Source organism: Bradyrhizobium sp. UFLA03-84, assembly GCF_002289535.1.
Taxonomy (GTDB): Bacteria; Pseudomonadota; Alphaproteobacteria; order Rhizobiales; family Xanthobacteraceae; genus Bradyrhizobium; species Bradyrhizobium viridifuturi.
The window spans coordinates 111,625-124,977 of the sequence record NZ_NSJY01000013.1 but is presented as its reverse complement, the minus strand read 5'-3'; the positions used below and the strand labels follow the sequence as shown (position 1 = coordinate 124,977).

The 13,353-nt window shown below is 65.8% G+C and carries 14 protein-coding genes; 8 read left to right on the top strand and 6 right to left on the bottom strand.

The window, feature by feature from the left end:
* Window positions 1-32 precede the first annotated feature (32 nt).
* Entirely contained in the window at window positions 33-452 is a 420-nt protein-coding gene (gene arfB / locus CK489_RS14610; RefSeq protein WP_050628815.1) for an alternative ribosome rescue aminoacyl-tRNA hydrolase ArfB, read from the top strand.
* Window positions 453-512: 60 nt separating this feature from the next.
* On the opposite strand, the gene CK489_RS14605 is transcribed toward arfB, so the two are convergent.
* A complete protein-coding gene (locus CK489_RS14605) occupies window positions 513-827 on the bottom strand; it encodes a hypothetical protein (protein WP_095732748.1) in 315 nt (104 codons plus the stop codon).
* Window positions 828-1,227: 400 nt separating this feature from the next.
* On the opposite strand from CK489_RS14605, the gene CK489_RS14600 reads away from it, so the two are divergent.
* From CK489_RS14600 to CK489_RS14585, 4 genes are read left to right on the top strand one after another with little or no spacing between them, the layout of a single operon-like run.
* Window positions 1,228-1,548 (top strand): c-type cytochrome, encoded by a 321-nt coding sequence (locus CK489_RS14600; protein WP_198960973.1) that lies wholly within the window; start codon window positions 1,228-1,230, stop codon window positions 1,546-1,548.
* Entirely contained in the window at window positions 1,549-1,944 is a 396-nt protein-coding gene (locus tag CK489_RS14595; protein WP_050628813.1) for a VOC family protein, read from the top strand.
* 43 nt (window positions 1,945-1,987) lie between these two features.
* Complete coding sequence (locus tag CK489_RS14590; RefSeq protein ID WP_095732746.1) at window positions 1,988-2,536, top strand: Twin-arginine translocation pathway signal; 549 nt, start codon at window positions 1,988-1,990, stop codon at window positions 2,534-2,536.
* A gap of 25 nt (window positions 2,537-2,561) precedes the next feature.
* Window positions 2,562-4,130 carry a GMC family oxidoreductase gene (locus tag CK489_RS14585; protein ID WP_095732745.1) on the top strand — a complete coding sequence of 523 codons (1,569 nt, stop codon included), beginning with the start codon at window positions 2,562-2,564 and terminating at the stop codon, window positions 4,128-4,130.
* A gap of 83 nt (window positions 4,131-4,213) precedes the next feature.
* On the opposite strand, the gene CK489_RS14580 is transcribed toward CK489_RS14585, so the two are convergent.
* Window positions 4,214-4,525, bottom strand: a complete 312-nt coding sequence (locus CK489_RS14580; protein WP_050628812.1) for a ribbon-helix-helix domain-containing protein — start codon at window positions 4,523-4,525, stop codon at window positions 4,214-4,216.
* Between the two features lie 231 nt (window positions 4,526-4,756).
* Between CK489_RS14580 and mutL the strand changes: the two genes are divergently transcribed.
* Window positions 4,757-6,574, top strand: a complete 1,818-nt coding sequence (gene mutL / locus CK489_RS14575) for a DNA mismatch repair endonuclease MutL (protein ID WP_095732744.1) — start codon at window positions 4,757-4,759, stop codon at window positions 6,572-6,574.
* Between the two features lie 228 nt (window positions 6,575-6,802).
* On the opposite strand, the gene CK489_RS14570 is transcribed toward mutL, so the two are convergent.
* The 3 genes from CK489_RS14570 to CK489_RS14560 form a co-directional block, all read right to left on the bottom strand.
* Window positions 6,803-7,417, bottom strand: a complete 615-nt coding sequence (locus tag CK489_RS14570; RefSeq protein ID WP_095732743.1) for a hypothetical protein — start codon at window positions 7,415-7,417, stop codon at window positions 6,803-6,805.
* A 117-nt stretch (window positions 7,418-7,534) separates the two neighbouring features.
* Window positions 7,535-8,092, bottom strand: a complete 558-nt coding sequence (gene rsmD / locus CK489_RS14565) for a 16S rRNA (guanine(966)-N(2))-methyltransferase RsmD (RefSeq protein WP_095732742.1) — start codon at window positions 8,090-8,092, stop codon at window positions 7,535-7,537.
* Between the two features lie 6 nt (window positions 8,093-8,098).
* Complete coding sequence (locus CK489_RS14560) at window positions 8,099-10,204, bottom strand: pseudouridine synthase (protein WP_095732741.1); 2,106 nt, start codon at window positions 10,202-10,204, stop codon at window positions 8,099-8,101.
* 143 nt (window positions 10,205-10,347) lie between these two features.
* Between CK489_RS14560 and CK489_RS14555 the strand changes: the two genes are divergently transcribed.
* Window positions 10,348-10,794, top strand: a complete 447-nt coding sequence (locus CK489_RS14555) for a nucleoside deaminase (protein ID WP_245350375.1) — start codon at window positions 10,348-10,350, stop codon at window positions 10,792-10,794.
* Window positions 10,795-11,011: 217 nt separating this feature from the next.
* Here CK489_RS14555 and CK489_RS14550 read toward each other — a convergent pair whose 3' ends face one another.
* Window positions 11,012-11,917 (bottom strand): alpha/beta fold hydrolase, encoded by a 906-nt coding sequence (locus CK489_RS14550; RefSeq protein WP_095732739.1) that lies wholly within the window; start codon window positions 11,915-11,917, stop codon window positions 11,012-11,014.
* Window positions 11,918-12,039: 122 nt separating this feature from the next.
* On the opposite strand from CK489_RS14550, the gene CK489_RS14545 reads away from it, so the two are divergent.
* Window positions 12,040-13,272 (top strand): acyl-CoA dehydrogenase family protein, encoded by a 1,233-nt coding sequence (locus CK489_RS14545; RefSeq protein ID WP_095732738.1) that lies wholly within the window; start codon window positions 12,040-12,042, stop codon window positions 13,270-13,272.
* Window positions 13,273-13,353 lie beyond the last annotated feature (81 nt).

The window sequence follows — 13,353 nt, the reverse complement described above, 5'->3', positions numbered from 1 at the left end:
GCCGCCGATTCTTCCCTGCACCGGGTGATGTCATGCTGCGGGTGTCCCGCGACCTTACGATCGACGAGAACGATATTGAGATCGTGTTTGTCCGCGCCTCCGGTCCGGGCGGGCAGAATGTCAACAAGGTCTCGACCGCCGCGCAGCTCCGCTTCGACACGACGAAGATCGCGCTGCCGCCGGATGCCGCGCAGCGGCTGGCGCGGCTTGCTGGCAGCCGCATGACCAAGGACGGCGTGATCGTGATCCAGGCGTTCCGCTTCCGCACCCAGGAGCGCAATCGCGCGGACGCAATCGAACGATTGCTCGAGATGCTGAAGGAAGCGATGGTGCGGCCGACGCCGCGGCGGCCGACCAGGCCGACGCTCGGCTCCAAGCAGCGCCGCCTCGAAGGCAAGAAGCGCCGCAGCGACATCAAGGCCGGCCGCGGCACCCGCCGTTTCGACGACTAGAGCGTTTTCGCGCGAAGTGGATGCAGCGCAGGCACGGCGCTGCATCCGGGATCAGAATACTCAGTGCTTCTTGGTCGCGGGCGCCATCTCCGAGCCGCCGCTCGACTTCGGCGCAGCGTGACCGCTGCTGCTGCCGACCGTTCCCTTGCTGCCTGACTTGGCGCTGGTCCCGCTCTTCTGCGTCGGCGCGGTCGGCTGCGCCGCCATTTCCTCATCGCCGCTGCCGGACATGCCGCCGCCCTGCTGCATCGTTCCAGCGCCCGTTGCACCGCCGCGAAGCTGGGTATTGGGTGTCGCCGCTCCCTGTGCCAGGACGGGGCCGGCCATCGCGGCCGAGATGGCAAGGGCGAGCACGCTGGTTTTTGCAAACGTCATCCATTTCTCCTGGACTTTGATTGGCGATGGAAAGAGCGGCGCAGGTGTGCGCCGTTTGCAGCGCCGACCCTGAACCCCATCGCGCGAGACTGAATTTCCGCAAACGGCGCACACCCAATGCAAGCTGCGTCGTGTGGTGATCGTGCAGGGATTTCGCGGTCATTTTGCGGATTTGTCGTCCGCATATGCGGCAGCGACCGGTTCCGCGCCAGGTCACGGCCCAGCTTTGTTCTGCCGTGAAACAGCCCGCTACTACCAACGGCGGATTTCAGCCTCCTACAGTCACTGCACAGAGGCGGTGATGTATATGACAAAGCTGCACGCAAGCTGGGCTGCAAGACGGACGTTGGCGCTGGGATTTTGCAGCGCAATGCTCGCAGTGCAAATGGCCAGCGCGCAGATGCCTTTGCCTGCCGCCAAGCCGCCCGATGGAGCGACGCTGTTCAAGCAGCAATGCGCGACCTGCCACACGACCAACACGACAGATCCGGTCCGGCAGGGACCGTCGCTCTACAAGGTCGTCGGCCGCCATGCCGGCCAGGCCGACGGCTTCAAATATTCCGCGGGCTTCGCCAAGGCCGATTTCGTCTGGGACGACGCCAGGCTCGATGCCTGGCTGACCAATCCGCAAGCGGTGATCCCGGGCGCCGTGATGGCCTATCGGCAGGCCAAGCCGGAGACCCGCGCCATGATCATCGCCTATCTGAAGGAGCTGAACTGAATGGCGAAACCCGTGCATTCGATGATCCGCGTGTTCGACGAGGCCAGGGCGCTCGACTTCTATCATCGCGCATTCGGGCTCGAGATCGCGGACAATCTGCGATTTCCCGATTTCGCGCTGATCTATCTGCGCCATCCGTCCTCGCCGTTCGAGGTCGAGCTCACGGTCAATTTCGATCGCAAGGAGCCCTACGCGCTCGGCGACGGCTACGGCCACCTTGCCGTCGTCGTCGACGACGTCGATGCCGAGCACGCCCGCTTCGAGCAGGAGAGGCTGTCGCCTGGACCGCTGCGTGACTTCAAGCATGACGGCAAGACGCTGGCGCGCTTCTTCTTCGTCTCCGATCCCGACGGCTACAAGATCGAAGTGATCCAGCGCGGCGGGCGCTTCGGCTAATCCAGTTGCAGATCCAAACAGAAAATAAACTTCGGAGGAACCCATGAGAGAAATCGATCGACGCAGCAAATATGACCGGCGTGTCTTTCTCAAGGGCGCGGCCGTCACCGCACCCGCCGTCGCGATCGCGACATCGACCGGGCTCGGCATCACCGATGCATGGGCCGAAGAGGCCTCGACGCTGGCGCCGGCCACGATGAAGACGTTGTTGAAGGTCGCGCGCGACATCTATCCGCACGATTTCCTCGGCGACAGCTACTACATCACGGCGGTCAAGCCATGGGATGCCAAGGCGGCCAAGGATCCGGCGGTCAAATCGCTGATCAATGACGGCGTTGCCCGGCTCGATCAGGCGGCCAACGACCGCCACAAGATGCCGTATGCCCAGCTCGCCTGGGAAAACGATCGCGTCGCGCTGCTGCAGCAGATCGAGCAGAGCGCGTTCTTCCAGCAGGTCCGCGGCGACCTCATCGTCTCGCTCTACAACAACAAGGAGGTGTGGCCGCGGTTCGGCTACGAGGGTTCCTCCGCCGAGCATGGCGGCTACATCAAGCGCGGCTTCGCCGACATCGACTGGCTGCCCAAGGCATAGCGTCGGAAACGGTCAGGAGGACACAATGGCAAAATTCGATCTGAATGACAGCGGCGTTGTCGTGATCGTCGGCTCCGGTGCCGGCGGCGGAACGCTCGGCAATGAACTGGCGCAGAAGGGCATCAAGGTCGTGATCCTGGAAGCCGGCCCGCGCATCGAGAACCAGGACTTCATCAACGATGAATGGGACAGCTTCACCCAGCTCGCCTGGTCCGACGCGCGCTCTACCTCGGGCAGCTGGCGCGTGCACCAGGACTTTCCGGGCCTGCCGGCCTGGATCGTCAAGGCAGTCGGCGGCTCGACCACGCACTGGGCCGGCGCCTCGCTGCGCTTCGACGAGCACGAGTTCAAGATCAAGTCGGCGTACGGCGGCATCCCCGGCGCCAATCTACTGGACTGGCCGATCACGCTCGCCGAAATGGAGCCCTATTACGCCAAGGCCGAGGACAAGATGGGCGTGACCCGCACCAACGGCATCCCTGGCCTACCCGGCAACAACAACTTCAAGGTCATGGAAGCCGGCGCCAAGAAGCTCGGCTACAAGGAGGTCCATACCGGGCGGATGGCGATCAACAGCGAGCCGCGCGACGGCCGCGGCTCGTGCCAGCAGATCGGCTTCTGCTTCCAGGGCTGCAAGTCGGGCGCCAAATGGTCGACTCTCTACACCGAGATTCCGAAGGGCGAAGCCACCGGCAATCTCGAAGTGCGCCCCGGCAGCGTGGTGATCAAGATCGAGCACGACCAGTCCGGCAAGGTCACCGGCGTGGTCTATGCCGATTCAACCGGCGCGATGCAGCGCCAGAAGGCCCGCGTGGTCGCGGTCGCCGGCAACTCGATCGAGAGCCCGCGACTGTTGCTCAACAGCGCCTCGAGCATGTTCCCGGACGGGCTCGCCAATTCATCCGGCCAGGTCGGCCGCAACTACATGCGGCACATGACCGGCAGCGTGTATGCGAGCTTCGAGAAGTCGGTGCACATGTATCGCGGCACCACGATGGCCGGCATCATCCGCGACGAGGCCAAGAACAATCCGAGCCGCGGCTTCGTCGGCGGCTACGAGATGGAGACGCTGTCGCTCGGCCTGCCCTTCATGGCCGCGTTCCTCAATCCCGGCGCCTGGGGCCGCAGCTTCACCAGCGCGATCGAGGGCTATCCGCGGATGGCCGGCATGTGGCTGGTCGGCGAGGACATGCCGCAGGAGACCAACCGCATCACGCTGGATCCGAAGATCAAGGACAAGTTCGGCATGCCGGTCGCGAGCGTGCATTTCGACGACCATCCGAACGATGTCGCAATGCGCGACCACGCCTACAAGCAGGGCGCCGCGGTCTATGAGGCGGTCGGCGCCACCGTGACCTATCCGACGCCGCCCTATCCCTCGACCCACAACATGGGCACCAACCGGATGAGCGAGAAGCCGCGCGACGGCGTGGTCAACAAGTTCGGCCAGAGCCACGACATCAAGAACCTGTTCGTCTCAGACGGCAGCCAGTTCACGAGCGGTGCCGCCTGCAATCCGACGCTGACGATCGTGTCGCTGGCGATCCGCCAGGCCGACAGCATCGCCGGCGCGATGCAGCGCAAGGAGATCTAGCAAGAAACTACAGTTCCCCTCTCACTGAAGCGGCCTTGCCCAACAGGACAAGGCCGCTTTTCTTGCGCGATGAATCCGTAAGCCTATTCGGCAGCGTCCAGGATGGGCTGGCTCTGAAACTCGGAGACAGGCGTGGTGCTCTGCGAGCGATAGATCAAACAGCAGCACCGCAGCAGCGATGCGAAATTATTGACTTCGCCATGGTGATTGAGGACTTCGCCATACAGCGTGGTGACGAACTTGGCGACGCTCATCCCCTCCTTGGCGGCGATCTCCTCCAGCGTGTCCCAGAACGACATCTCCAGCCGGATCGAGGTGCAGTGACCGCCGATTCGCAGCGACCGGGTCTGCGACTCATAATTGCGCTGCGGCTGGTGCGAGAACAAATGGCACATGGCTATCCTCCCGATCGGATTATAATTTTTCTAAACGATATACCCGCGCGTGAGGCCCCACAATCGCCACGTAGGGCGTAGCCGGAGCACACGCGAAGGTGAGCGTCTTCAAGGCGATAGGCCGGCTCCATCCCCAGCAAAAGGCAGCCATTCGCGGACCGGCCCATGCATTTGGCGGGCAGGCTGACTAGAATGCCGTCAACCTCGAATCCTTGTCCGATCGCGCAATCCATGCCCGTCCGCCAGCTTCCCGAACAGCTCGTCAACCGCATCGCCGCCGGCGAAGTGGTCGAACGCCCTGCGAGCGTAGTCAAGGAACTGGTCGAGAACGCGATCGACGCCGGCGCGAGCCGGATCGACGTGTTCACCGATGGCGGCGGGCGGCGCCGGATCGGCATCACCGATGACGGCGGCGGCATGACGCGGTCGGATCTCGCGCTCGCGGTCGACCGCCACGCCACCTCCAAGCTCGACGACGAAGACCTGCTGCGCATCCGCACGCTCGGGTTCCGCGGCGAGGCGCTGCCGTCGATCGGCGCGGTCGCCAAGCTCGGCATTACCACGCGTCATGCCAGCGAGTCGCATGCCTGGTCGCTGTCGGTCGAGGGCGGCGAGAAATCGGAGATCATGCCGGCCGCGCTCGGCCAAGGCACCCGCGTCGAGGTCAACGAGCTGTTCTATGCGACGCCGGCGCGGCTGAAATTCCTCAAGACCGACCGCACCGAGGCGGAGGCGATCCGCGAGGTGGTGCGGCGGCTCGGCATGGCGCGCCCCGACATCGCCTTCACGCTGGCCGGCGAAGAGCGTGCTCCGGTCACCTGGGCCGCCGCGCTGCCCGGGGCGGCCGGCCGGCTGACGCGGCTTGGCGATATCCTCGGCGCGGACTTTCGCGCCAGCGCGATCGAAGTCCGATCCGAACGCGAGGGCGTCGTAGTCGAGGGCTTTGCCGCCGCGCCGTCGCTGACCCGCGCCAACGCGCTCGGGCAATATCTGTTCGTCAACGGCCGCCCGGTGCGCGACAAGCTGATCCTCGGCGCGGTGCGCGCGGCCTATTCCGACTATCTGCCGCGCGACCGCCATCCCGTGGTGGCGCTGTTCGTGACCTGCGACCCGCAAGAGGTCGACGCCAATGTCCATCCGGCCAAGACCGAGGTGCGCTTCCGCAACGCCGGCCTGGTGCGCGCGCTGATCGTGCACGCGCTGAAGGACGGCCTGGCGCGCGAAGGCCGGCGCACCGCGGCCAACACCGCCGACGGCGCGACGTTGCAGGCGTTCCGCCCGGCCTTCACGCCGCCGCGGCCAGGCAATTGGGACTGGCGCAGCTCGCCGTCCTATCCAACTGGTCCAACGCGCGGATTCGAAAGCGCTGCGGCAGCCGCCTTCGCCGAACCGGGACAGGCCGCCTTCGACGTCGGCGCGCCGACCGCCGATGTGCGCTTCGAGGCCGCACCCGCGCCCGACCTGCTGGACCGTCCGCTTGGCGCCGCGCGCACCCAGATCCACGAGACCTACATCGTCTCGCAGACCCGCGATGGCCTCATCGTGGTCGACCAGCACGCGGCGCATGAGCGCATCGTCTACGAGAGGCTGAAGGCCTCGCTGGCGAAGAACGGCGTGCAGCGCCAGATCCTGCTGATCCCCGAGATCGTCGAGCTCGATGAGGCGACCGTCGAGAAACTGCTCGATCGCGCCGAGGAGCTGTGTTCGTTCGGGCTCGCGATCGAATCCTTCGGCCCCGGCGCGGTTGCCGTGCGCGAGACGCCATCGCTGCTCGGCAAGGCCAACGCGGCCGGCCTGCTCCGCGACCTTGCCGAACACATGGCCGAGTGGGACGAGGCGCTGCCGCTGGAACGCCGGCTGATGCATGTCGCCGCCACCATGGCCTGCCACGGCTCGGTGCGCGCCGGCAGACGCCTCAAGCCGGAAGAGATGAACGCGCTGCTGCGCGAGATGGAAGACACGCCGAACTCCGGGCAGTGCAACCACGGCCGGCCGACCTATGTCGAATTGAAGCTGAGCGATATCGAGAAGCTGTTCGGGCGGCGGTAGGTACCACACACTCCGTCGTCCCGGGCAAGCGAAGCGCGACCCGGGACCCATAACCACAGGGCGTCGTTGTTGTGTGACGATGTGGCTCCAGCGAACTCCATCACACAGTTCGGTGGTTATGGGTCCCTGCTTTCGCAGGGACGACACTATCCGGTAGGATGGGTGGAACGCAGCGATACACGCTTGTCGCACCATGATGGGTTTGCGCTCTACCCATCCTACAAGTTCTTACCGCGTGAAGACCTCCAGCGCGGTGCGCAGTTGCGCGATCCATTCGTCGCCGTGCTCGAACCCGCCTGCTGCGATCCGCTCGCAGACCTGATCGAGACCTTCGTCGCGGGATGACGTTTGATCCCCGGCCAATTGCCGCGCGATCGCGACATAGCCGTCCGTCAGCAGCACCAGGCCCGGTGCGCGCGCGGCGGCATAGTTCTGGCGTGCACCGCGAAAGATGTCGATCGCCTCGTCATAGCGGCCAAGCGCCAGATCAAAGGCCCCGACCAGCCAGGCACCCGTTCCGAGCCGGGCCGGCCCAAGCTCCAGCTCCTGCACAAGATCCAGCGAGTGCTCGGCAAGGTCGCGCGCGGCCAGCAGGTGAGCCGGATCGATCGGCTTGTCCGAAACGGCCCAGCCCGGCCAGCAATCGGCCGCGGCGTTGAACGTCATCCGCTGAATCATTCCGAGCGCTTCGTGCGCGTCAGCATCGAGCGCGCCGCGACGACGCCCGATCTGGTCGGCGGCGTCACGCGCGGCCGCCAGCAGCGCTGCGTCATCGCCCGCGCCGCGCAACGCCTTGACGCGCGTCTCCAGCTGAACTGCGAGCCCGGCGAGAGTGTCGGCCATGGTTCACGCTCCGAAAGCGAAGATTGGTCCGTCGTATGGTGGAATAGCCCAACGAGTCCGAGCCCGATGACAGGCTCCACCATGGCGCAGCATAAGGTCGATAGAGGCCGGTGCGCCCTACACTTTTTCGCGAAGGAAGACGAATTCCGTGTCGTCATAGGCCCGCCGCTCGAGCTCCTCGAAGCCGTCAGGCGCCGCGAACGCCGCGGCCTTGGCCTCCTCCACCACGAGCAGTGCGCCCGGCGCCAGCCAGCCGCCGTCGCGCAGCGAGGCCAGCGCCTTGTCGGCGAGGCCCTTGCCATAGGGCGGATCGAGAAACACCAGCGAGAACGGCTCGACCGGATGCGCCGGCCCGAGGTCGGTGGCATCGCGGCGATAGACCTTGGTGGTCCCGCCGAGGCCGAGCGACTCGACATTGTTGCGCAGCAGCGCCCGCGCCTCGGCGCCATTGTCGACGAACAGCGTGAATTTCGCGCCGCGCGAGGCCGCCTCGATGCCGAGCGCGCCGGTGCCGGCAAACAGATCGAGCACGCGGGCGTCCTCGATCGGGTTGTCGTAGGCGTGGACCAGGATGTTGAACACGGACTCGCGCAAACGGTCCGCGGTCGGGCGGATCTCGCGGCCCGAGGGCGAAGCGAGATTGCGGCCCTTCAGCCTGCCCCCGACGACACGCATCGACCGTTACTCGTCCTGCGGCTTGAGATCGCGCTTGCCGTGATAGCCGCGCTTGGCACGGCGCGGCGGGCCGTAGCCGTTGGCCTCGTCCTCGTTGCGGGCGCGTGCCTCCTCGCTGCCGGTACGCTGCACCAGCACGCGGCGACCCTTGCGGTCGTTGATGGTCTCGCGCTTGGCTTTCGGCTTCTTCGCGGGTGCATCGTCGCCGGCGTCACGCTGCTCCGGCCGCGTGAAGTCGGCACCGGCGATCTTGGCGATCTTCTCGCCGAGCTGCTCGCGCAGCACCCGCGTCTTGACCTCCTCGACCTTGCCCTCCTCGAGCTCGGCAAGCTGGAACGGGCCGTAGGAGATCCGGATCAGGCGGTTCACCTCGAGCCCGAGATGCGCCATCACGTTGCGCACCTCGCGGTTCTTGCCCTCGCGGATCGCGAACACCACCCAGACGTTGGAGCTCTGGTCGCGCTCCAGCGTCGCATCGATCGGTCCGTATTTGACGCCGTCGACCTCGACGCCGTCCTTGAGTTGATCGAGCTGGGCCTGCGTCACCTCGCCATGCGCGCGCACGCGATAGCGGCGCAGCCATCCGGTGTCGGGATGCTCCAGCGTCCGCGCCAAGCCGCCGTCATTGGTCAGCAGCAGCAGGCCCTCGGTGTTGAAGTCGAGCCGGCCGATCGAGATCAACCGCGGCAGGCCTTCGGGCAGATTGTCGAACACCGTCGGCCGCCCCTCGGGATCGGCATGCGTCGTCATCAGGCCGCGCGGCTTGTGATACATGAACAGCCGCGTCCGCTCGCGCGGCGGCAACGGCTTGCCGTCGACCGCCACGACGTCGTTGTCGGTGATATCGAGCGCCGGCGAGTTGATCACCCGTCCGTTGACGGTGACGCGGCCCTGGGTGACGATCTCCTCGGCATCGCGGCGCGAGGCGAGACCGGCGCGGGCCAGCACCTTGGCGATGCGCTCGCCGGATTTCTTCGGCTTCGGCTCGGGGCGTTCGCGGCGGTCATCTGAGGCGCGTTCGCGATAGGCGCCGCGGCCGCCGAAGGCCGGGCGCTTTGCGAAGATCCTGCTGTCATCCTCGTTGTCGCGGCGTGGACGATCGCCGAAGCGGCCCTCGCTGCGCGGATGCTCCTGCCAGTCGGTGCGGCCTTCGGGGCGTTCACGACGACGGCTGTCACGGCGATCACCGCCGTCTTCATCCTGTTTCCAGCGCGGCCGGCTGAACTTCGGGCGATCGCCCTGCTCGCGATCGTCGCGGGACCGGGAGAACCGCGGACGCTCATCGCCGCCGCGATCGTCGCGCGGCCTGTCGAACTTGCGCGGGCCGTCACGGAACGGACGCGAGCCACGCTCGGGACGATCGGAGCCGCCCTCGCGCTTCTGCCACGGCTTGGATTCGCCGCGCGGCGGACGATCACCGAAATCCTTGCGCGGGCCACGATCACGATCTCCCCCGCGATCGCGATCGCCGCCGCGCGAAAACTTCCGCTCGCCGCCGAATTTCCGCTCGGGCCGATCACCGTCGCGCGACGGACGGTCGCCAAAGGATCGCTCACCGCGCGGCGTGTACGGCCGCTTCTCGCCATCGCGATCCCGCGGTGCGTAGGGCTTCCTGTCGCCGAATTTGCGGTCGGAAGATCGTCCCGCCGGGCGGGCGTCGTCGCGATCGCGGCGCGGCCCACGGTCGTCGCGGCTAAAGTTCGGGCGATCACCGCGCGGCTTGAACGAACGCTTGTCACCATCGCTGTCACGATCAAACCGGGGTCGGTCGCCACGCGGTTTGAACGTGCGCTTCTCGCCATCGCCGTCACGATCAAACCTCGGCCGGTCGCTACGCGGCTTGAACGCGCGCTTCTCACCATCGCCACGCGGACGATCGTCGCGGTTGAACCGGGGCCGGTCGCCGAAATCGCGGCGCGGCGCATCGCCGTCCTCGCGGCGACGATACGGCCGCTTCTCACCATCGCCCTTGCCGCCAAAGTCCTTGCCGGCAAAGCCGCGCTTGGCGAATTTCTTGTCCGGCCCACGGGCAGCCCCGGAGCGGCCCTTGCCGCCGCCGGGCCGATCACGCCGGCCGCGGGAATCGTTGTGTTTGTCGCTATCGCGGGGCATGAATGTTCTCGCCTGGGCGTTCAATTGGGGTGCAAGGGCCAACCGGTCGTGCACGCCCCGTTGGCAGCGCGCTTGACGCAAAACCGGCATCCACTTTTGCTGAAGGCGAAGCTACTAGCAGGTTTCTTCGGATGATACGAGGCATGTCGGCCCCTTCTTTCATGGATTTGGCGCTGAAATCGGCCGAAAATGCCGGAAAATCGGGCGAAGTTCCGATCGGATGCGTCATTGTGCGGGGCTCAGAGGTGGTCGCCACCGCCGGCAACCGGACGCTGACCGACCGCGACCCCACCGCGCACGCCGAGATTCTGGCGATCCGGCGGGCGGCCGAGGCCATCGGCAGTGAGCGGCTGGTCGACTGCGACCTCTACGTGACCTTGGAGCCCTGCACCATGTGCGCCGGCGCGATCTCCTTTGCGCGCATCCGGCGGCTGTATTACGGCGCCGCCGACCCCAAGGGCGGCGCGGTCGAGTCAGGCGTGCGGTTCTTCGCGCAGCCGACCTGCCACCACGTGCCGGAGGTCTACGGCGCGGTCGGCGAGAGCGAGGCGGCGCGCATGTTGCGCGAGTTCTTCAGGGAACGGCGGTAGGCGACCCGAAAAGTAGACCCGTCACCCCGTCGTCCTGGCGAAAGCCAGGACCCATAACCACCGAATTTAATCGTGTGCGGGATCGTGGCCCCAGCATCGCGCAACAACGAGCGGCTGGGGTAATGGGTCCTGGCTTTCGCCAGGACGACACTGAACGTTTGGCGCCGCTTGTGAACCGTACATTCACATTCTCTCAGGATGACGATGCAGGATGGAGTCATCCCGCCAGGAAGAACTCCCGCAGCAGCTTCGCCGTCGCGTCGGGCGCCTCCTCGGGCAGGAAATGCCCTGACGCCACCGGCGCGCCGCTGACATTGGTGGCCCAATTCTTCCAGGTGTCGAGCGGGGTCGTCGCCGCGCTGGCAACACCGGCATCGCCCCACAGCGCCAGCATCGGGATCGTGATCTTCCTGCCGGCGTCGACATCGGCCTTGTCGATCTCGAAATCTGCGTAGGCGCCGGCGCGATAGTCCTCGCACATCGCGTGGATGCGGGCGGGATCGCGGAACGGCGCAAGGTAATGTTCGAGTGCGCGCGGATCGATCGCCTCCAGCGTCTTGGTCCTGGTCTGGCTCGCCATCTTCTCCTTGAGGAAGAATTCGCCATTGTTGGAGATCAGCGTCTCCGGCAGCGGATAGGGCTGCGCCAGGAACGCCCAATGGTAGATCTTCAGCGCCGACAGGCGATTGAGCTTTTGCCAGTAATCATAGGTCGGCGCGATATCGAGCACCGCGAGCTTCGACAGCCGGCCGGGATGATCGAGCGCCAAGCGATACGACACCCGGCCGCCGCGGTCGTGACCGGCGAGTGCGAAATGCACATGCCCGAGCTGCTCCATGACTTCGACCATGGTCTTCGCCCAGGCGCGCTTGGTGTAGGGCGTATGGTCCTTGTCGCTGTCCGGCATGTCGGACCAGCCATAGCCCGGCAAGTCGGCGATGATCAGCGTGAACCTGTCGTCGAGCTTCGGCGCAACCGTGTGCCACATCACATGCGTCGAGGAGAAGCCGTGCAGCAACAGCAGCGGCGGCCCCTTGCCGCCGACGCGGGCGAAGATGCGGCCCTGCGATGTGTTGATCCATTTCGATTCATAGCCGGGAAAAAGATCAGCGAGATCAGGCATCGGTGGCTCCTTCCCTGGCGCGGCCGCGCTGCTTCAAACTTTGTTCGGCGTTGCCGCTGGCTCGGGCGAGGTTTATGCCATCCGGAAGCCCAACCAACAACAACATGAAACGAGGAAGTGCCATGTCGATCGACTTCGAGATTCCCGCCGAGGCCAAGGCGATCCGCGAGAAGGTCCGCAAATTCGTGCACGACGAGTGCATTCCGGCGGAAAAGGAACTCGACACCAAGCCGCTTGCCGAGGTGCTCGGACCGCTGCGGAAGAAGGCCCGCGCGCAGGGCCTGTGGTGCCCGTTCGTGCCGAAGGAGTATGGCGGTATGGGCCTCGGCCCGCTGGCGAACGCGCTGGTGCAGATGGAGCTCGGCGAGAGCATGCTCGGCGCGCTCTCGATGAACACCCAGGGCCCGGACGACGCCTCGATGATGACGATCCTGGCGCACGGCACCGAATACCAGAAGGAAAAATTCCTCAAGCCGCTCCTGAACGGCGAGAAGCGGATCTGCTTCTCGATGACGGAAAAGGCCTCCGGCGCCGACGCCACCGGCATGCAGACCACGGCGGTGAAGGACGGCAACGAGAACTACATCCTCAACGGCGAAAAGTGGTTCTCATCGTCGGCGAGCGTCGCCGACCTCGCGCTGGTGATGGCCAAGACCGATCCGAACGCGCCGCGCCACAAGCAATATTCGACCTTCATCGTCGAACTGCCCAACCCCGGCTACAAGATCAAGCGCAACGTCGCCAACATGGCGATCGAAGGCCCGCATGACGACGTGATCCATGGCGGCCACTCCGAGATCGAGATCAAGGATCTGAAGGTGCCGGCCGACAATCTGCTCGGCGGCGAGGGCAACGGCTTCAACATGGGCCAGCACCGTCTCGCCTACGGCCGGCTGCGCCACGGCATGCACAACGTTGCCAAGGCGCAGCGCGCGCTCGACATGGCGGCCGCCCACGTCACCAAGCGCTCGACCTTCGGCCAGCTGCTGGCCGACCGCCAGGCGGTGCAGTTCATGCTCGCCGACTGCGCCAGCGAGCTCTATATCGGCCGGCTGATGCTGCTGCACATCGCCTACAAGGCCGAGAAGGGCCTCGACATCCGCCAGGAGAACTCGATCGCCAAGATCTTCCACGCCCACATGGTGCACAAGGTGATCGACACCGCGATCCAGCTGCACGGCGCGCTCGGCTTCAGCCAGGATACGCCGCTGGCGAAATGGTACACCCAGGTGCGCTCGCAGCGGCTGGTCGACGGCCCCGACGAGGTGCACAAGTGGAAGATCGGCAAGAACGTCATCAAGGCGTTCCGCGAGCACGGCACCACGGCAAGCGCGGCGGGCGGGGATCTGCTGTAGTCTCGCCGTCATCCCGGGGTGGCGCAACGCGCCGAACCTCAGATGCGCAATTGCGCATCGGGGAATCTCGAGTTGACCTGA